We start from the raw sequence: 18,110 nt of genomic DNA on the forward strand, positions 1-18,110 counted from the left end.
ATGCCACACCTGACTCGCCGCCCGCTGGAGTGGGCCTGCGACGCCACGGCGCTGTTTGCGCCGCTGCAACACCTGCCCTGGGCCATGCTGCTGGACTCCGCCACCGATGTCGCCACACCTCACCCGGATGCGCGCTTTGACATCATCGTTGCCGATCCTGTGGTCACCCTGACCACCCGGGGCCAGCAGACCCAGATACAGGGCCCGGACTTAGAACAGACAAGTGACGAGGATCCTCTCACCCTGTTGGAGCAGCAACTCTCTGCCCACCTGCCCCATATTGACGAGCATCAGGACCTGCCCTTCTGCGGTGGTGCCCTGGGCCACTTCAGCTACGACCTGGGACGACGCTTTGAGCGCCTGCCCGCCAATGCCCAGGACGACATTCAGCTTGCGGAGATGGCCGTCGGTCTCTATGACTGGGCCCTGGTGCTGTGTCATGAGCGGGACCAGGTGGAGCTGGTGGTTCTGGGCGATGAGCAGGCCTGGCAATCACGGCTTCAGTGGCTGGTGGACCAATGCAGCCAGACACTTGTGGACTTCTCCCTGACCGGACCCTGGCATCATGACACCAGCCACGGGAACTACCTCAAGGCGTTCGATCAGGTTCAGGAGTATCTGAAAAGTGGCGATTGCTACCAGATAAACCTGACCCAGAGATTCCACGCCCCCTATGAGGGCAGCGAGTGGCAGGCCTACCAGATTCTGCGTCGTCACAACCTGGCCCCCTTCTCCGCCTTTATCCGGCTGCCGGATGCCGCCCTGTTGTCGGTGTCCCCCGAGCGTTTCCTGCTGGTGGAGGGCGACCAGGTTCAAACCAAACCCATCAAGGGCACCCGCCCCCGCAAATCGGACCCCGGACTGGACAATCAATCCGCCCTGGAGCTGGCCCACTCCGAGAAGGACAGGGCGGAGAACCTGATGATTGTGGACCTGCTGCGCAATGACATCGGCCGAGTCAGCGCTCCGGGCAGCGTTCAGGTGCCTTCGCTGTTTGCCATTGAGAGCTTTCCGGCGGTCCACCATCTGGTGAGCACGGTGACCTCCACCCTGGCCACTGGGGTCACCCCCTGCGATCTGCTGCGGGGCGCCTTTCCCGGCGGTTCCATCACCGGCGCCCCCAAGATCCGGGCCATGGAGATCATCGAAGAGCTGGAGCCCTGGCGGCGCAGCCTCTACTGCGGCAGCATCGGCTACATCAGCTGTCACGGACGCATGGACACCAGCATTACCATCCGCTCGCTGGTGGCCAAGTCTGGCCAGATCTACTGTTGGGCGGGCGGCGGCATCGTCGCCGACTCCCACGGCGAAGCGGAGTATCAGGAGTGCTTCGATAAGCTGGCACGCATCCTGCCGGTACTCAGTCAAGCAAGCCACACCTAACCAAAAGGCGGATTCCCCCCCGAAGCCGCCTCTGTTATCTTGGGACTATCTAGGGCGTGTTTATCTTTGGTGTTTAGAGTTTGGCCGAGGATGACGACGACTAATCAAGGAGTTCAATTGTAGGCATAGTTGCTCTACGTCAAAATCGAACGACGACGAGTAGTCGTTGTCAGTCCGGCCCCGTAGGGCGCTTTGCTAAAAAATGGTACCAATTCATTTGGACTACAGAGCTAACGCATTGATGCCTTGGAGGCTGAAGTGCGGCGCAAAAATATTCAGCAAAGGTCAACACGCCATAACACCGGAGGATGGTCTCAAGTTGAATCGTCAGCAGTTTCTCGCCCAGTTCGCCCTAAGCCCCATCTCCGGGGTCGAAGACCCCATTGCGGCGCACCCCCTGGCCCCCAAATTCAAACCGGCCTCGGTACTGCTTGCCCTGACCGAACGCCAGGGTGAACTGCAACTGCTGCTGACCCGGCGCGCCAGCCATCTGCGCCACCATGCCAACCAGGTAAGCTTTCCCGGAGGCAAGGTGGACGACACCGACCCTTCCGCCTGGCACGCGGCCACCCGAGAGGCCTGGGAGGAGGTGGGACTGGAACCGGAGCGTCTGACCCGGGTCGGCGAACTGCCGGAGTTTCACACCATCTCCCGCTTCCGCATGCTGCCGCAACTGGCGTTGTTCGACGGCGACTTCGCCCCGGTCCTCAGTCAGGACGAAGTCAGTGAGTGCTTCTTCGTGCCCCTGGCTCACCTGTGCGAACCCGCCAACCGCAGAGCCGTGGATCTGAAGCGTCGCGGCGCCGACCACAGGGTCTATTTCATGTTCTGGCAGCATCATCAGATCTGGGGCGCCACCGCCGCAGTGATTGAACAGCTGGTGCGTCACCTGGGCTACCCGCGCGCACCGCTCTAGACCCATTTCCAGAGCCAATGCAGGCGAAGATTTGCGCAAAACGGGGTGCAAAAATTCAACTGAGCCCACTCTCCCCATCGAATTGCCCCAAATTGTCTTGAGAATCAGGGTCAGCAAGGTAAGATTAACGGTTTGCAGCTGACCACAGAGTGTGGTTAGCTGCCCTAGTCAGGCCACCATCAGTGGTCGACTGACAACGTATTGATTTTAATCTCGCTGGAGAGACAACCGAGAATGAGTGTGGCAACTATCGCTGACGTCCTGAAGGGCGTTTACGCAGTAGGCAGCGAAGTGACGGTACAGGGTTGGGTTCGTACCCGCCGTGACTCCAAAGCCGGTATTTCCTTCCTGGCCGTGTACGACGGCTCCTGTTTTGATCCTATTCAGGGCGTAGTACCCAGTAATCTGAATAATTACCAGGAAGATGTGCTGCGCCTGACCGCCGGTTGCTCCGTGAAGATGACCGGTGAAGTGGTGGAGTCCCCCGGAAAAGGTCAGCAGTTCGAGATGGCGGTAACCGCCGTTGAGGTGGTGGGCCTGGTTGAAGATCCAGACACCTACCCCATGGCCGCCAAGCGCCACTCCATCGAGTACCTGCGCGAAGTGGCTCACCTGCGTCCCCGCACCAACCTGATTGGCGCGGTCATGCGTGTGCGCAACTGCCTGTCCCAGGCGATTCACCGCTTCTACCACGAGCGTGGCTTTATCTGGGCAGCGACCCCAGTCCTGACCGCCTCCGACTGCGAAGGCGCCGGTGAGATGTTCCGCGTTTCCACCCTGGACATGAACAACCTGCCTCGTACCGACAAGGGCGAGGTGGACTACGACCAGGATTTCTTCGGCAAAGAGACCTTCCTGACCGTTTCCGGCCAGCTCAACGCCGAAACCTACGCCTGTGCCATGTCCAAGGTCTATACCTTCGGTCCGACTTTCCGCGCCGAAAACTCCAACACCAGCCGTCACCTGGCCGAGTTCTGGATGGTGGAGCCTGAGGTGGCCTTCGCCGAGCTGGACGACGTGGCTTCCCTGGCGGAAGACATGCTCAAGTACTGCTTCGACGCAGTACTGGCCGAGCGCATGGACGACCTGAAATTCTTCGAGCAGCGGGTCAACAAAGAGGTGATCACTCGCCTGCAGGACTTCGTCAAAGCCGACTTTGCCCAGGTGGATTACACCGACGCGGTCGAGATCCTGAAGAACTGCGGCAAAACCTTCGAGTTCCCCGTTGAGTGGGGCATCGACCTGGCCTCCGAGCACGAGCGCTTCCTGGCGGAAGAGCACTTCAAGGCCCCTGTAGTTGTGAAGAACTACCCGAAGGACATCAAGGCCTTCTACATGCGCATGAACGAAGACGGCAAAACCGTTGCCGCCATGGACGTTCTGGCCCCTGGCATCGGTGAGATCATCGGTGGCTCCCAGCGTGAAGAGCGTCTGGAGATGCTGGACAAGCGCATGGATGAGATGGGTCTGCCCAAGGATGAGATGTACTGGTACCGCGACCTGCGTCGCTACGGCACCGTGCCTCACTCCGGTTTCGGCCTGGGCTTCGAGCGACTGGTGAGCTACGTAACCGGTGTGTCCAACATCCGTGACGTGATCCCCTTCCCTCGCGCCCCGCGCAGCGCCAACTTCTAAGGCCTGCCCTGGAACGACAAAAACCAGCCTTGCGGCTGGTTTTTTTGTTGCTGCTTTCAGAAAACATCAGACACTTGCTCAAAACAGGGAAGCCCAAGCCGCCCGATGTTGGCTGTCCGCCCTGATTGACAGATTACGCTAACCATTGAGCTCGTTGGCGGTGTCCACAAAGATCCCCTGAATATCTTTGGCTTCACGCTCAGTCTGGCCACCGTGCTTAAGGAAGGTGTTGATGATCGCCTGAGTTTTCTCCTCCTTCGCCCTCTCCAGAAAATAGCGCAGCTCCATCTCCACTCCGGCTGCTTCGTTGTCGACGGAGGCAGCCACGATCTCCTTGTACATCAGGATATCCCTCACCTCCCAGGCTCCGACTATGGTCAGAAGTTGGTCGAGGAATGCAGCCATCTCGGCCTTGGGTACATATTGAGTGATAACGTTACCCGCTTCCGCCTGGATGGCATTCAAGTCTGCCCCCGTCAGCAAAGCCTGCAATGCCTTACCTTTACCCATACGGCGAGCAAACTGCACCGCCCCCTGGCCACCTGTTGGAATATTGATGTAAAGCTCGGGCTGAGCAAAGGCGGCGTTTTCAGTGCCATAAGCCAGGTCGCAAGCCATGACAAACTCATTTCCTCCTCCCCGAGCAACGCCATCGACAACCGCCACAGAGAGTTGCTTCATCGACTTGATATTACTGATCAGGTGACTGAATTCGATGCTGCCGGACTGGCCGCCCGGCGTGCCATTGATCAAGGTGATGTCCAGGTGCGCCAGGAAAAACTCTGGATGCGCCGACCTAAACACCACAGCCTTGGTGTCACGGTCATCTTTCAGCGACAGGATGAATGAATTCAGCTCATTAATCAGCTCAATGGTAAGCAGGTTAATGGGCGCATTATCGATATCAACAAAGGCAACGCCTGCCTGATTGGTTACGCTAAGTGTGCTCATAGTGACTCTCCTCATTTGATTCTGGATTCAGGTTGCTGGCGCGAATTGGCCGGCTCAGTGGAGCTCATACTAGTCACAGATTAGTTGACGATAAACACGGTATCAGGCACCATATTGATGCCAACCGAGCAACAATCGAGAAGAGGAAATACCATGGACTTTGCAGAGCGACTGCTGTTGCTGCTCGATGTTATTGAGTCAGGGTCTTTTGTCGGCGCATCTGAACATCGCCAGATCAATCGCTCGGTCGTCTCCAAGCAGATCAGCAAACTCGAAAAGGAGCTTGGCGTAAGACTGCTGAACCGCACCACCCGTTCTCTCTCCTTAACCGCGGCGGGTCAGGAGATGCTGAACCAGGCACGGCGACTGCGCTCACTTCTCGACGAAACCCGAACTCTGGCCCAGCACTATCATCAAGAGCCCATTGGCTCGCTGAGAATCACCAGCACCAGTGATTTTGGCCGGCGCTATGTGCAACAAGCAGTCATCGCCTTCCAGCATCAGTATCCGTCAATAGACATTGAGTTTCGCCTGGATGACCGCATGCAGGACCTGGTTGCTGAAGGCTTTGATCTGGGTTTTCGAACCGGCAAACCAAAAGACTCCAGCCTGATTGCCAGAAAGCTGGCCAGGAACCGGCTGCTCATCGTCGCCTCACCAAGCTTTCTGGCCCGGCACGGCGAGCCCAAGACCATCAGTGAACTCGAACGGCTGCCCTCGGCGGTGTACTCCTACGATGGGCAAACCATCGACAGGGTCAAATACTACGATCCTCAGGGAGCAGAAGCCCATATTCGCTTGAAGGTGGCCTATAAGACCAACGAGCTTGAGATGCTGAAAAACGCTGCGCTCGAGGGGAATATGGTGTCAGTATTGACGGCGCAGACCATAGGGAATGAAGTCCTCGAAGGGAAGCTCATTCCCATCATGACCCACCTTCCGCTGGCTGACTTCGGCACCTTTTACGTGGTTTATCCTCACAGAGACCTTCCCCTCAAAACCCGCCTGTTCCTCGAGGTACTGAAGACGTTCATTGGTGGTGAGCTTCCCCTTTGGGAAAAGAGGATTCCTCATTTTGAGGCGATGTACCGGCGCCAGCAGCCAGGATAACAACTTCCCCAAACAGCCATTAACCTACCCCTTTACCTGAGTCAGCTCTATGGCCGTAATAGAACTGAACCAGAAAAAACCAGCCTTGCGGCTGGTTTTTTTGTCTGTAACGCCCCATAGGAAAAAACGAAATAGCATGAAGATCGCCAATAACTGAAGAACTGTTAATTCACCGGTAAATCCAATTTAGCCTATTCATCCTATCCGCAAATGTCTTTCCTGATCTGTTCAAACTCTTCCCGGGATATTTCTCCTTTGGCATAACGCATCTCCAATACACCCATGGGTGTATGCGATCTTTCTGAGCCTAACTCGCCTCCATTGCTTGACCTCCGATTACCCAGAAGCCGGAGCAGAAGGTAACCAAACACAGCTATTGCCAAAAGGAAGAGAAAAGGAAAAAACCACATGCCGCCAAACCAAAAGTGTTCATGTGCCATGACAACTCTCCAAAGCCGTCAAATCGTAGGCCAAATTAGCCTTATTCGACCCGACGTTTAAAGTCACCAAAAAGCACAGCTATACGCTGCGCTCTTCACAATATCACCCGCGGCCACCACGTCGGCGTCCGCCCTGGCCCATCTGACAGTTATTGTTGTAACCACCATTGGCCCCACGAACGATGCTGATGGCACCTCCATCATCATAGATTTCGAAGTTGCTGTCAGTCCCTTCATTGGTATCCGGCTGGTCTAGGTGCCCCAGACAAGTGTAACCAAGCTGGTAGTCACCTTCAGGCAGATAGCCCATCTGGAAACGCCAATTACCGTTATACATCTGAAAAATCGGAGCCGTTGCGGTTGGCAGCACCTTACCTGACTCAGCCTCCGGCGCCATATCATCCATGGTTTCGATGGCAGAACCCTGAGGGTAGAGATAGACAACATGCGTAAAGCTTCCGTCCCCGGCGGCAAGACCGGCATGGTCGGCTTCACAATCATTGAGCAACGCCTCATCGACCAATCCATTCAGGTGGCCCATGTAGCGATTGTCTACCCAGCGCATACCACGAACATCCAGAGAGAACCCCCGAACCTCATCAAACAACAGCGCGTTACGCAGTTCAACATCCAGCGTAAACGAGACCGCCTCCCCTTCAACCACGGTAATCGGACCCAAAGGCAGTCGGGGCTGGACGATATCCAGAGGGTGTTTACCGCGTCCATCCTCGACGTAGGAACCCGTATCACCGCTGCCATCAACCACATTCAGGTGAGCCATATACTCCCCCGCAGGGATACTCTGGTCCTCAACCAGCCAAGCTGCGTCCTCCCCTTGATACTGCAACAAGTCAACCATCCGCTCAGACAGGTCCAGGCTAACCACCTCTCCATAGCCGCCTTGATACCTTAGGGTGAGATCGATGGAATCAAGCTGAAGCACTACACTGGAGACCTCGTCTACCGGGGCGTCCGATATTGCAATGGACACCACACCTTCTGGTTTGGGTTCAGGTTGTTTTGGAGGAGTTGAATCGCCGCTGCCACCACAGGCGGCCAGCAAGGGTAACAGGATAAAGGAATACTTTTTCATTATTTTATATCCACTTATGTCAGGAGTATCTAATATACGCCCAGGTCAAATAATAACCACACCTCAATTCACACTTTTAACAGCGCCTGATCCCTGTTTTCCGATCCCACTCAAGAACCGAATTCACAAGCATTCTATCTTGCAAAAAAAGGGCTGCCTTCAAAGCAACCCTATTACCCTGCAGATTCATTGCCTTTCACTCTACAGCGAGTACTTGCAACCACAGTATTTCACCACCAGAGCATTCCTATTAATGAAAAGAGATCACCCAAAATAGGCACTTCTTTAACCGTCAAAGCCGGAAAAGTAGGAGTATCAGGAGGTAATAGAATTCACCCACCAGCCGTGGTTTTCACTGTCCGGACCGGTGCTGGGGGTATCGAAGTATCGGCTGAGTACCCGGTTGGCTTCCTCAATAGAGGGCCTGTACCCCAGCTCTTCGCGGCACCGCTCCAGAAAATCCCGGGTACTGAAGCCCAGGGTGACGTCTCCACTCATGGCGGCGAAAAAGACGATGGTTTCTTCGTTTAAATCCCTGAGTTGCATGGTCATACTCTCCCTGGGTCACGACTTACATCCTGAAAACCATAAAGGCACGCTACCACCCAAATTCGGTCACTTTTGTGACGGCGCGCACGAACACCATTTCACCCCAAACACCTCGTACCAGTGAACCAGATCCAACGACACGGCATTTCTGAGGGTAAAAGATTCGTTGATAACTTCAGACCCATAGATCGGACTCATTCAAAAGTGACTAACCAAAGACTTCAGCCTCGCCATAGGTTTTAGATCACACAGGGGTGTTTGACCCTACAGTCACAAGAGGGTCTATAGTGGCAAATAGGACAAATCGACAAGCTCTCGTCTACGGCCTACCGCTCAGCGACAGAGTTCAGGCGTTCCAGCCTTTGTCGGTATTTGCTCCCCGCCGCCATATGGCCGCAAAAAACTGGATACAACGATGACGCCGATGCCTGAAACTGCTCCCGAAAAACACCAGCCAACCTATGGCAGCCAGAGCACTGATACCGAACTGATGATCGACGGCGTCAGTTGCGCCAGTTGCGTGAAAAAGATTGAAATGGCCCTGGCCAAGGTGCCTGGCGTGGATCACGTAGCCATGAATTTCGCCCTTCGAACTGTCGCTGTTCATGGCTCCGCCCCCCAGAAGGCCCTTATTCTAGCCATTGAAAAAGCAGGATATGGCGCCCGCCCCATGCCAAGTCAGGCAGACAACCTGGCCCTGCGGGAACGCCAACAGGCGGACAGGGACTACCAAAAAAGTCTGTTGAGGAAGGTGATTGTCGCACTCAGTCTGGGTGGCTCCCTGATGCTCTACGGCTTACTGGGTGGAGAGATGACGGTGTCGACCGACAGTCAGCGCCTGGCCTGGCTGCTTATTGGTCTTCTGACCCTGGTCACCATGATCTTCTCCGGCAAACACTTCTATATGGGTGCCTGGCAGGCGTTCAGAAACCACGGCGCCACCATGGACACCCTGATCGCCCTGGGCACCGGCACAGCTTGGCTCTACTCCATGGTGGTTGTGGTAACGCCAGACATACTCCCCTTGATCGCCAGGCACCTCTATTTCGAAGCCTCCGCCATGATCATCGGCCTGGTTAACCTGGGACTGGCACTGGAGGTCAGGGCCAGAGGGCGCACCTCCCAGGCCATCGGGCGCCTCATTGGCTTGCAACCCAAAACAGCCAAGGTGTTGAGACATGGCCAGGAGATGGACCTGCCGATTGAACAAGTGCTGGTGGGCGACACCCTGCGCATTCGACCTGGCGAAAAGGTGCCGGTAGACGGCAAAGTGACCCGGGGTCATTCCTCTGTGGACGAATCCATGCTTACCGGAGAGCCGATGCCCATAGAGAAAAGGGCTGGCGATCAAATAACGGCCGGAACCTTGAACCGTACCGGCAGCCTGCTGTTTATCGCAGAGCGAGTGGGGGCGGATACCGCCTTGTCTCAGATCATCGCCATGGTGAAGCAGGCACAAAACTCCAAACCGCCCATTGGCAAACTGGCCGATGTTATCTCCGCCTACTTCGTGCCCACCATCATGATCATCGCCATCATTAGCGCCCTGGCTTGGATGAACTTTGGGCCGGATCCGGCCATCGTCTTCGCCATGATATCCGCCACAACGGTACTGATCATCGCCTGCCCCTGTGCTCTCGGGCTGGCCACCCCGATTTCGGTGATCGTCGGAATCGGCAAGGCCGCCGAGGTTGGAGTGCTGATTCGAAATGGTGAGGCACTGCAAACCACATCCAAGATTAAGGTCATGGTGTTGGATAAAACCGGAACCATTACCCAGGGCGCTCCTGGCATCACTGATCTGATTTTAACCGGACTCAACAGCGAGCAAGAAGTGATGAAGTTGGCCGCCACACTGGAATCCGGGTCCGAGCACCCCCTGGCCACGGCCATCATGGAATCTGCAAGAGAACGAGGCATTGAGCCAGGGAAGGTGGAGGCGTTCAACGCCATTGCCGGGTTCGGCGTCGAAGCCAGAATCGAAGGGAGGAGCACCCTCTTAGGCAATAGGAAGTTGATGACAGATCGTGGCATCCCGGTTAAGGAGTACCAAAGCCAAGCCCAGTCATTGGCAAGAGAAGCCAAGACCCCTATCTACCTCGCCGTCGAAGGCCAACTGACCGCCATCATTGCCATAGCCGATCCCGTCAAGCCTGATGCCACCGGCGCCATACGCCGTCTGCAAGAGAAGGGGATAAAGGTTGTGATGCTCAGCGGCGACAATCGCGACACCGCCATGGCGGTAGCAAGGCGCGTAGGCATAGATGACCTCTTTGCCGAAGTCCTTCCTGAGGATAAAGCGCTCAAGGTGAAGGAGTTGCAAGCCGCCGGTCACATTGTGGGTATGGTGGGCGATGGCATCAATGATGCGCCCGCACTGGCCCAGGCCGATGTCGGCTTTGCCATAGGCACGGGTACTGATGTGGCGATGGAGAGCGCCGACATTACCCTGATGCGCGGCTCCCTTCACGGCTTATCGGACGCCATAGAAGTGAGTAAAGCCACCTTGAAGAACATCAAACAAAACCTGTTCGGTGCCTTTGTCTATAACGCTGCCGGAGTGCCCATCGCCGCCGGAGTTCTGTACCCCATAACTGGCTGGTTGCTCAACCCTGTGGTCGCTGGCGCTGCCATGGCGCTCTCTTCAGTCACCGTGGTCACCAACGCCAACAGGTTGCGCTGGTTTACTCCAGAAAAACCTTAGATAGGGAGAGTTCACGATATGTTGTGGATCAACCTGGCAGGTCTGCTGATGATTGTCTTTATCGTCTGGTGGTTCTGGCTGTTCACACCCACGCAAAATGAAGCCGATGGAGAGCACCCCATCCCTATCCTGGTGAAAAATGGGGTCTATGAACCGGCTCGAATACACATTTCACCGGGGCAGACCATTACCCTGAGATTTCTTCGAAAAGACCCATCACCCTGTGCCGAGATCGTGCAATTTCCGGATCTTGGAATAAGCATCAGCCTGCCCGTTGATAACAGCTATAACGTCCGTCTGCCGCCACTGCAAAAAGGAGAGTACAACTTCCATTGCCAAATGCAGATGTATCGGGGCACCCTGGTCGTGGACTGATGCGCAACTGACCCCGATTAGCCCACAGCGGCTGAACCTGGTGTAGACACGACTGCTCCCTGCCCTGAACGTGGCAGAGAGGCCATTGAGGGTTACAAACCCGCCGGCCAGCTCCAGGGGGGCTCATCCAGCATCGACTGACCCAGGACTTCGGTCTCCCCGTGGGGCTTGTGCAGCTCGATGGAATGGCAGTCCGAACTCTTCTCCAGGGCAGCAATCAACCTGGGAGCATGAGAGATAACCCATACCTGGCTGTGAACGGACGCATTGATGATCAATTGCCCCAGGGCTGGCAACAGATCCGGGTGCAAACTGGTCTCCGGCTCGTTCAGTACCATCAAATTGGGTGGCCTGGGAGTGAGCAGGGCTGCGGTCAGCAGCAGATAGCGCAGGGTGCCGTCGGACAGCTCTGCTGCCGTCAGCGGGCGTAACATACCGGGCTGCAGCAAACTCAGGGTAAAACGGTTGTCTGCGCTGATCTCGATATTCAGCCGAGAGCCGGGGAATGCCCTGTGGATCGCCTCATCCAGCCCCTGCGCATCCCCCACCTCCCGGATGGTCTGCAGGGCCGCCGCCAGGTCCCTGCCATCATGGTGCAGCACCGGAGTTCGGCTGCCAATATGCGCCTGACGGGCGGGTGCGCCCGGATCGGTGCGAAAGTGATCGTAGAAGCGCCAGCGGCGGATCTCCTCTCTCATGGCAAACAGCTCTGGCGTGGCCTGAATGTCCGCCACCTGATCAAACATGCTGTCGTAAGCAGGCAGGTGCTGACTGACCACCCGAAAGCCACGCCCCTCCCGGCTTTTCACCAGGGGCCCCTGTCGGCTGACCAGTTCCGAGGCCGGGCGCCAGCGACTGCTGCTCCAGATGGACTCCCGCTTAACCTCAGGATCCAGATTAAACACGCTGCGAGGCACAGGCTCGGGCATGCCCAGGCTGATGGCGTAACTGAAGGGCTCCCCGGTAAACCCCAGTTTCAACCTTGAGTGACGATTGCGGCCTGTCCCCTGTACCGCCACCTCGCCACGACGCATCCCACCGGTGATCTCATCAGGGCCTGCCCACATGGTAGAAAGCAATCCCCCCTCCTGGGCCAACGCCGTGACCACCCCTCCCTGACCGGTTTCCGCCAGCAGTCTCAGGGCCCGATAAAGATTGGACTTACCACAGCCGTTGCCGCCGGTGATCAGCGTCAGGGGCCCCAGGGGAATGCGCAGGCTGCGAATGGAGCGGTAGTTTTCAATGGCGAAAGCGGTCAGCATAATTTGGGGAGGCTTGAAACTCGATGGCATTACATTAGCATCGGTTGCCTCGCGGCTGAAGTTAGCCATTTCGACATTCAGCTCAGTCCAAAAGACCAACCTCAGACCAGCATCGTGTACAGCATAAGTTTCCCGCAGCTAAAAAATGAAGGCCCCACCAAAGGTGGGACCCCAGATGTTCACGACACAGTGGCCGTCGCCGCTTCCCAGCGAGTGAGCAACGCCATAATCTCCCTGGAATCCTCTGGCGTCGCTGCCGGTCTGCTCAGCTGCAGCTGGCTCGCCTCCAGTGCCTGGCGCACTGCCCGCACCTGGTAGAGGAAGGCATCCCCCTCTGCGGCCACCTCGATGGTTTCACTGGGTTGCTCATGGACCGTCAGCCGCAAATTGTTCTCGGTACCGGGCAGCCAGGGGTTGGTGACCATCTCCAGGCTGGCGTCACTGCCCACCAGGGTAAACCGCCAGTGAAGACCATAGTCCTCGGCGCTGTGCAGCTGCATGGCTATGCCATTGCGCAACCTCAGGCTGGCAGCAGACTCGCAGACATTGCCATCGCCGCCACGGCGCCCCAAAGCCTGAAGCTGTGCCCCGTTGAAGGGGGTGACCAAGCCGGTTTGTTGCAACATCAAGTGGGCCAGGGAGGCCGGATAGCACCCCAGGTTATAGAGGGTGCCCCTGCTCCCCGGATTCACAAACTGGCTGATGGCGGCGCTGTAGCTGGCGTGAATCGCTTTGAGTTCTCCCAACCTGCCCTCGCTGACCAGCTCCACGGCCCTGGCGACAACCGGGTGGTTCAGATACATCAACCCCTCGGCAAAAAAGACCCCCGCGTCTGCCACCGCGCTGAGGGCGGCCTCGGTGCCGGCCATATCCACGGACAGGGATTTCTCGCACAGAATCGCCTTGCCGGCCTGAGCGGCTTTGACCACATAGTCATGGTGCAGGTGGTTGGGCAGGGCGATATAGACAATGTCGACATCGGGGTCGGCGATCAGCGCATCGTAATCCTGATAGCGGCACTCGATGCCGTACTGGTCGGCAAACTGAGTCAATCGTTCTGGATGGCGACCGGCCACCGCCTGAATGCGGGTTTCTCCCTCGGCGGCGATGGCATCGGCCATCACCCCGGAGATAAAGCTGGTGCCCAGGATGCCCCAGCGAACAGGTGTACTCATCAGCTACAGCTCCGGAATCAACAGCTCAGACTGGAATGCCTGCACCAGTTCGGTGAGGCCCTGTCGAATGAACCTCTGGGTGTGTTCTGCGTTGAAGTGTGCCTGATGCGCCGCTTCATCATCGTAGCGCTCCCACAGGATGAACTTGCGGGGGTCCTCTTTGTCTTGCAGCGGCAGAGCAAAGGAGCAACCGGGCTCCGATTTCATGTCCCGGCAGAAGCGGAAGATGGCCAACTTGGCCAGCTCCAGAGAGACGTCAGGCTTGACCCTGAGTTCGGCGGTGATAAACAGCCCCTGATCCATACGACCTTTCCAAGATGGTGATATCAAAGCGCCACTGTAGTTGACTCTCAAAAGTGGATAAACCACCATTTGTTTACTTTATTAAGAACCGGTAGTTGCCAATAATGGATCGACTGAAGAGTATGCAGGTGTTTGTCACCGCCGCCGAACAGGGCAGTTTCGCCGCTGCCGCCAGTGCCCATGCCATTACTGCCACCATGGTGGGTAAACACATCCGCTCTCTGGAACAGCACCTTCAGGTCAGGCTGATCAACCGCACCACCCGTCGCCAATCCCTCACCGAGTCAGGCCAACTCTATTACGCCGAGTGCCAGCGGCTGTTGCGAGAGTTACAAACCGCAGAGCAGACCCTGCAGCAGCGCAGCCAGACCCCCATGGGCACGGTTAAGCTCAACTCCCCGGTGACCTACGGCAGCCGGGTGCTGGCCCCCCTGTTAGCGGGCTTTCTGGAGTGTCATTCCAGGATCAATGTGGAACTGACCCTGGAAAACAGCCTGGTGGATCCCTTTCATCATCCCGCGGATCTGGTGGTGCGCATTGGCGAACTGGCCGATTCCTCCCTCATCGCCCGCCCCCTGGGCAGCTACGAGCTGATCTATTGCGCCAGCCCCAGCTACCTGGCGCGCAGCGGCACCCCGGATACGCTGGCCAGCCTCAGTCAGCACGCCTGCCTGGGCTTCGACTTTGGCCGTCGCCGAGCCAGCCAGTGGGGGGCACCCACCGCGTTTGATAAGGGGCAGGCGAGGATGGTAGCCAACAGTGGTGACGCGCTACTGGCGGCGGCACGAGCCGGAGCCGGTGTGTTGTTTCAGCCAAGGTTGCTGGTCGAGGAGGACCTGGCCCGGGGAAGCCTGGTGCAACTGCTGGAAACACAGTCACCCAAACCGGCCCCCATTCATCTGCTCTATCGCGAAAATGAACCACCCAAACGGGTTCGCGTGCTAATCGATTACCTGACGGAGGCGCTTTCGCCGAAAAGCTGAGCAAACTGTAACACTTGATTACAGATCCCGGCTGCTGGGGATTTTCGTTCACTCCCCCTTTACGATAAGGTATCGTCACCCCCTCTAGTAGCTAACATTGGGGATCATAACTAGAACGCCCGCAGCCAAAGGCGCTCCCGTCCTTGGGGCGAATGCGACAAGCCATTTAAGAAGGAAGACATGATGCTTCGTAAAACTCTGCTTGCGTCAGCGGTGATGCTGTCGCTTGCTGCCTGTACTTCATTGGATACCAACACCGTGACCGACACCGCCCAGGTGGCCCACCTGGCCGACAGCAACCCTCTGAAGAGCGAGAGCACCCTGCTCTACCGTGCCCCTGATTTCACCAAGATTGAAGACAGCCACTTCAAGCCCGCCATGGAAGCGGGCATGGTCGCCCAACTGGCCGAAGTCGAAGCGATCGCCAACAACCCGGACGCCCCCACCTTTGAAAACACCGTGGTGGCCATGGAAAAGACCGGTGAACTGCTCAGCCGTTCCGCCAGCGTCTTCTACAACCTGGTTGGATCCACCAGCAACGACGCCCGCCAAGCGCTGGCCGCCGAGATGGGCCCCCAGTTCTCCGAGCACAACGACAACATCTACCTGAACGACAAGCTGTTCAAGCGCGTAAAAGCCATCTACGACAAGCGTAACGAGCTGGGCCAGGATCCCGAAGGTCTGCGTCTGGTGGAAAACTACTACCAGGACTTCGTGCTGGCCGGTGCCAACCTGAACGACGCGGACAAGACCAAGGTTCGCGAACTGAACAAGCGCCTGTCCACCCTGACTACCCAGTTCGGCGACAACATCCTCGCCGCCAGCCAGAGCGGTGCCCTGCTGGTCACCGACGTCAAGCAGCTGGACGGCCTGTCCCAGGGCGAGATCAACGCCGCCAAACTGGCCGCCGAGAGCGCGGGCAAAGAGGGCTACCTGCTGACCCTGACCAACACCACCCGTCAGGCCGCCCTCTCCAGTCTGACCAACCGCGACCTGCGTGAAAAGCTGTGGCGTGCCTCTGCCTACCGCGCCACCAGCGGTGAATACGACAACCGTCCTGTGCTGCTGGAACTGGTGAAGCTGCGTGCCGAAAAGGCTGCGCTGTTCGGTTACAACAGCTGGGCTGAGTACCAGTTGCAGACCAGCATGGCCAAGACGCCCGAAGCGGTCCTGGACCTGCTGGGCTCCATGGCCCCCAAGGTCGCCGCCAATGCTGCCAACGAAGCCAAAGCCATTGAAGCCATGGCTTCCCAGGACCAGGCCAACTTCGAAGTGAAGCCCTGGGACTGGCTCTACTACGCCGAGAAGGTGCGCCAGAAAGAGTACAACCTCAACTCTGCCGAAGTGTCTCAGTACTTCGAGTTCAACCGCGTTCTGGAAGATGGCGTGTTCTACACCATGAACCGTCTGTTCGGCATCACCCTGAAGCCTCGCACCGACATCCCTGTGTACCACCCGGATGTGAAGGTGTACGAGATCTTCGACAAGGACGGCAGCTCCATGGGTCTGTTCTACGCCGACTACTTTGCCCGTAAAGGCAAGCGTGGCGGTGCCTGGATGAACACCTTCGTCAGCCAGTCCAACTTGAAGGGCACCCAGCCCACCATCATCAACGTGATGAACATCCCCAAGGCCCCTGAAGGCGAGCCTCAGCTGGTGAGCTGGGATGAAGTGACCACCATGTTCCATGAGTTTGGTCACGGCGTACACGGTCTGTTCTCCGACGTGTACTACCCAAGCCTGGCTGGCACCAACGTGTCTCGCGACTTCGTGGAGTTCCCCTCCACCTTCCAGGAAGACTGGGCCGCCGATCCACAAGTGATCGCCAACTACGCCAAGCAGTACAACACCGGCGCCCCGATTCCGAAGGAGTTGCTGGACAAGGTACTGGCTGCCAGTAAGTTCAACCAGGGCTTCGACACCCTGGAGTACCTGTCCGCCGCCCTGGTGGACATGGAATGGCACGCCCTGAGCGCTGAGGAAGCCGCCAAGATCACCGATGTGGAAGCCTTCGAAAAGGCAGCCCTGGCCAAGCACGGCGTAAATATTGAAGCGATTCCGCCACGCTACAAGTCCGCCTACTTCGCCCACATCTTCGCAGGTGGCTACTCCGCCGGTTACTACGCCTACATGTGGTCTGAAATCCTGGCAGCCGATGCCTTCGCTCACATGCGTGACAACGGCGGCCTGACTCGCGAAATGGGCCAGCGTTTCCGTGACACCATCCTGTCCCGAGGCAACAGCCAGGACCTGATGAAGACCTACCTGGACTTCAAAGGCAGCAAGCCTGACACCACCGCCCTGCTGGAGCGCCGTGGTATCTCCCTCTAAGACACTCTTTAGAGACTGAATCAGCCGGCCCCAGGGGCCGGCTTTTTTCTGCCATAAACTCAGCAGCCTGCATTGGTCATTCAAGGTGTCAGCGCCTCGCAACATGATCTGCCTCCTTGAATTTTCTCAGGCTCTGGTCACACTGAGACACAAGTCTGAACAGGAAACAAAACCATGATAAACACACTGCAACAGGTGCTGGAACAGCGCTACTCCACCAAGGTGTTTGACGCCAGCCAAGGCGCAGAGGAAACCAAGATCCAGGCACTGATCGACACCCTGCGTCTGGCCCCCTCCTCCATCAACAGCCAACCCTGGCACCTGTTTGTTATCTCCAATGCCGACGAGAAGGCGCGCCTGGCCAAAGCCGCCTGGGATTACAATCAGCCCAAGTTCCGCGATGCCTCCCACCTGTTCGTGTTCTGTGCCAAGACTGAGTTTGGTGCCGAAGAGGTGATGGAGCTGGAGCAGCTGGTGGCCGAGGTGCGTGGCACCGACATCAACCAGGACCGCGTCGCCCTGATGACCAACTACGTGGAAGGGATGGACCCGGCGGATCGCCAGGAGTGGCTGAAGAAGCAGGTGTACCTGCTGTTCGGCCAGTTCCTGCTCTCCTGTGGCCTGCTGGAGCTGGACGCCTGCCCGGTGGAGGGCTTCCTGCCTGACGAGCTGGACAAACTGATGGGCCTGGAGGAGCAGGGGCTGACCTCAGTGGTGACAGCCCTGGTCGGTGTGCGCTCCAATGAGGACTTCAATACCCTGGATAAAGCGGCCAAGGTGCGTATCCCCCGCGAGCGCTTCGTCACCGAAATGAAGTAACCACATGACCCGTCCTAAAATACGTTGACGGTTTTTGACTAAGCCAGTTGTCAGTGACAACTGGCTTTTCTATGCACCTCT

General features: G+C 57.3%; 16 protein-coding genes. 9 read left to right on the plus strand and 7 right to left on the minus strand.

Annotated elements, in window-relative coordinates; translation table 11 throughout:
- The 3 genes from pabB to asnS all read left to right on the plus strand — a co-directional run bounded on the left by pabB (nucleotide 1) and on the right by asnS (nucleotide 3,934).
- Nucleotides 1-1,383 (plus strand): aminodeoxychorismate synthase component 1, encoded by a 1,383-nt coding sequence (gene pabB / locus ACN0RV_RS15305; RefSeq protein WP_417348875.1) that lies wholly within the window; start codon nucleotides 1-3, stop codon nucleotides 1,381-1,383.
- Nucleotides 1,384-1,702: 319 nt separating this feature from the next.
- Nucleotides 1,703-2,299: a CoA pyrophosphatase gene (locus tag ACN0RV_RS15310; RefSeq protein WP_417348877.1), complete on the plus strand. Its 597-nt coding sequence runs from the start codon at nucleotides 1,703-1,705 to the stop codon at nucleotides 2,297-2,299.
- A gap of 234 nt (nucleotides 2,300-2,533) precedes the next feature.
- Entirely contained in the window at nucleotides 2,534-3,934 is a 1,401-nt protein-coding gene (gene asnS / locus ACN0RV_RS15315; RefSeq protein WP_417348879.1) for an asparagine--tRNA ligase, read from the plus strand.
- Between the two features lie 138 nt (nucleotides 3,935-4,072).
- Here the strand turns inward: asnS and ACN0RV_RS15320 are convergent, their stop codons facing one another.
- Entirely contained in the window at nucleotides 4,073-4,885 is an 813-nt protein-coding gene (locus ACN0RV_RS15320; protein WP_417348881.1) for an enoyl-CoA hydratase/isomerase family protein, read from the minus strand.
- A 153-nt stretch (nucleotides 4,886-5,038) separates the two neighbouring features.
- Between ACN0RV_RS15320 and ACN0RV_RS15325 the strand changes: the two genes are divergently transcribed.
- Entirely contained in the window at nucleotides 5,039-5,995 is a 957-nt protein-coding gene (locus ACN0RV_RS15325; protein ID WP_417348883.1) for a LysR family transcriptional regulator, read from the plus strand.
- Nucleotides 5,996-6,195: 200 nt separating this feature from the next.
- On the opposite strand, the gene ACN0RV_RS15330 is transcribed toward ACN0RV_RS15325, so the two are convergent.
- The 3 genes from ACN0RV_RS15330 to ACN0RV_RS15340 all read right to left on the minus strand — a co-directional run bounded on the left by ACN0RV_RS15330 (nucleotide 6,196) and on the right by ACN0RV_RS15340 (nucleotide 8,074).
- On the minus strand, nucleotides 6,196-6,435 hold the full coding sequence (locus ACN0RV_RS15330; protein ID WP_417348885.1) for an SHOCT domain-containing protein: 240 nt from the start codon (nucleotides 6,433-6,435) through the stop codon (nucleotides 6,196-6,198).
- Between the two features lie 103 nt (nucleotides 6,436-6,538).
- Nucleotides 6,539-7,528 carry a DUF4382 domain-containing protein gene (locus tag ACN0RV_RS15335; protein ID WP_417348887.1) on the minus strand — a complete coding sequence of 330 codons (990 nt, stop codon included), beginning with the start codon at nucleotides 7,526-7,528 and terminating at the stop codon, nucleotides 6,539-6,541.
- Nucleotides 7,529-7,843: 315 nt separating this feature from the next.
- A complete protein-coding gene (locus tag ACN0RV_RS15340) occupies nucleotides 7,844-8,074 on the minus strand; it encodes a hypothetical protein (protein ID WP_417348889.1) in 231 nt (76 codons plus the stop codon).
- Nucleotides 8,075-8,501: 427 nt separating this feature from the next.
- Between ACN0RV_RS15340 and ACN0RV_RS15345 the strand changes: the two genes are divergently transcribed.
- Both ACN0RV_RS15345 and ACN0RV_RS15350 read left to right on the plus strand, forming a co-directional pair.
- Nucleotides 8,502-10,781 carry a heavy metal translocating P-type ATPase gene (locus ACN0RV_RS15345; RefSeq protein ID WP_417348906.1) on the plus strand — a complete coding sequence of 760 codons (2,280 nt, stop codon included), beginning with the start codon at nucleotides 8,502-8,504 and terminating at the stop codon, nucleotides 10,779-10,781.
- Between the two features lie 18 nt (nucleotides 10,782-10,799).
- Nucleotides 10,800-11,156 carry a cupredoxin domain-containing protein gene (locus ACN0RV_RS15350; protein WP_417348891.1) on the plus strand — a complete coding sequence of 119 codons (357 nt, stop codon included), beginning with the start codon at nucleotides 10,800-10,802 and terminating at the stop codon, nucleotides 11,154-11,156.
- Nucleotides 11,157-11,248: 92 nt separating this feature from the next.
- On the opposite strand, the gene ACN0RV_RS15355 is transcribed toward ACN0RV_RS15350, so the two are convergent.
- From ACN0RV_RS15355 to ACN0RV_RS15365, 3 genes are all read right to left on the minus strand, one after another.
- Nucleotides 11,249-12,418, minus strand: a complete 1,170-nt coding sequence (locus ACN0RV_RS15355; RefSeq protein ID WP_417348893.1) for an AAA family ATPase — start codon at nucleotides 12,416-12,418, stop codon at nucleotides 11,249-11,251.
- Between the two features lie 179 nt (nucleotides 12,419-12,597).
- Entirely contained in the window at nucleotides 12,598-13,593 is a 996-nt protein-coding gene (locus ACN0RV_RS15360; protein WP_417348895.1) for a Gfo/Idh/MocA family protein, read from the minus strand.
- Between the two features lie 3 nt (nucleotides 13,594-13,596).
- Nucleotides 13,597-13,896: a putative quinol monooxygenase gene (locus ACN0RV_RS15365; protein WP_417348897.1), complete on the minus strand. Its 300-nt coding sequence runs from the start codon at nucleotides 13,894-13,896 to the stop codon at nucleotides 13,597-13,599.
- A 104-nt stretch (nucleotides 13,897-14,000) separates the two neighbouring features.
- On the opposite strand from ACN0RV_RS15365, the gene ACN0RV_RS15370 reads away from it, so the two are divergent.
- The 3 genes from ACN0RV_RS15370 (at nucleotide 14,001) to ACN0RV_RS15380 (ending at nucleotide 18,029) form a co-directional block, all read left to right on the plus strand.
- Nucleotides 14,001-14,879 carry a LysR substrate-binding domain-containing protein gene (locus ACN0RV_RS15370; RefSeq protein ID WP_417348898.1) on the plus strand — a complete coding sequence of 293 codons (879 nt, stop codon included), beginning with the start codon at nucleotides 14,001-14,003 and terminating at the stop codon, nucleotides 14,877-14,879.
- A 183-nt stretch (nucleotides 14,880-15,062) separates the two neighbouring features.
- Entirely contained in the window at nucleotides 15,063-17,210 is a 2,148-nt protein-coding gene (locus tag ACN0RV_RS15375; protein ID WP_417348900.1) for a M3 family metallopeptidase, read from the plus strand.
- A 174-nt stretch (nucleotides 17,211-17,384) separates the two neighbouring features.
- Nucleotides 17,385-18,029 carry a nitroreductase family protein gene (locus tag ACN0RV_RS15380; RefSeq protein ID WP_417348902.1) on the plus strand — a complete coding sequence of 215 codons (645 nt, stop codon included), beginning with the start codon at nucleotides 17,385-17,387 and terminating at the stop codon, nucleotides 18,027-18,029.
- Nucleotides 18,030-18,110: the final 81 nt, after the last annotated feature.

This window comes from Ferrimonas sp., from assembly GCF_048263965.1.
Lineage (GTDB): Bacteria > Pseudomonadota > Gammaproteobacteria > Enterobacterales > Shewanellaceae > Ferrimonas.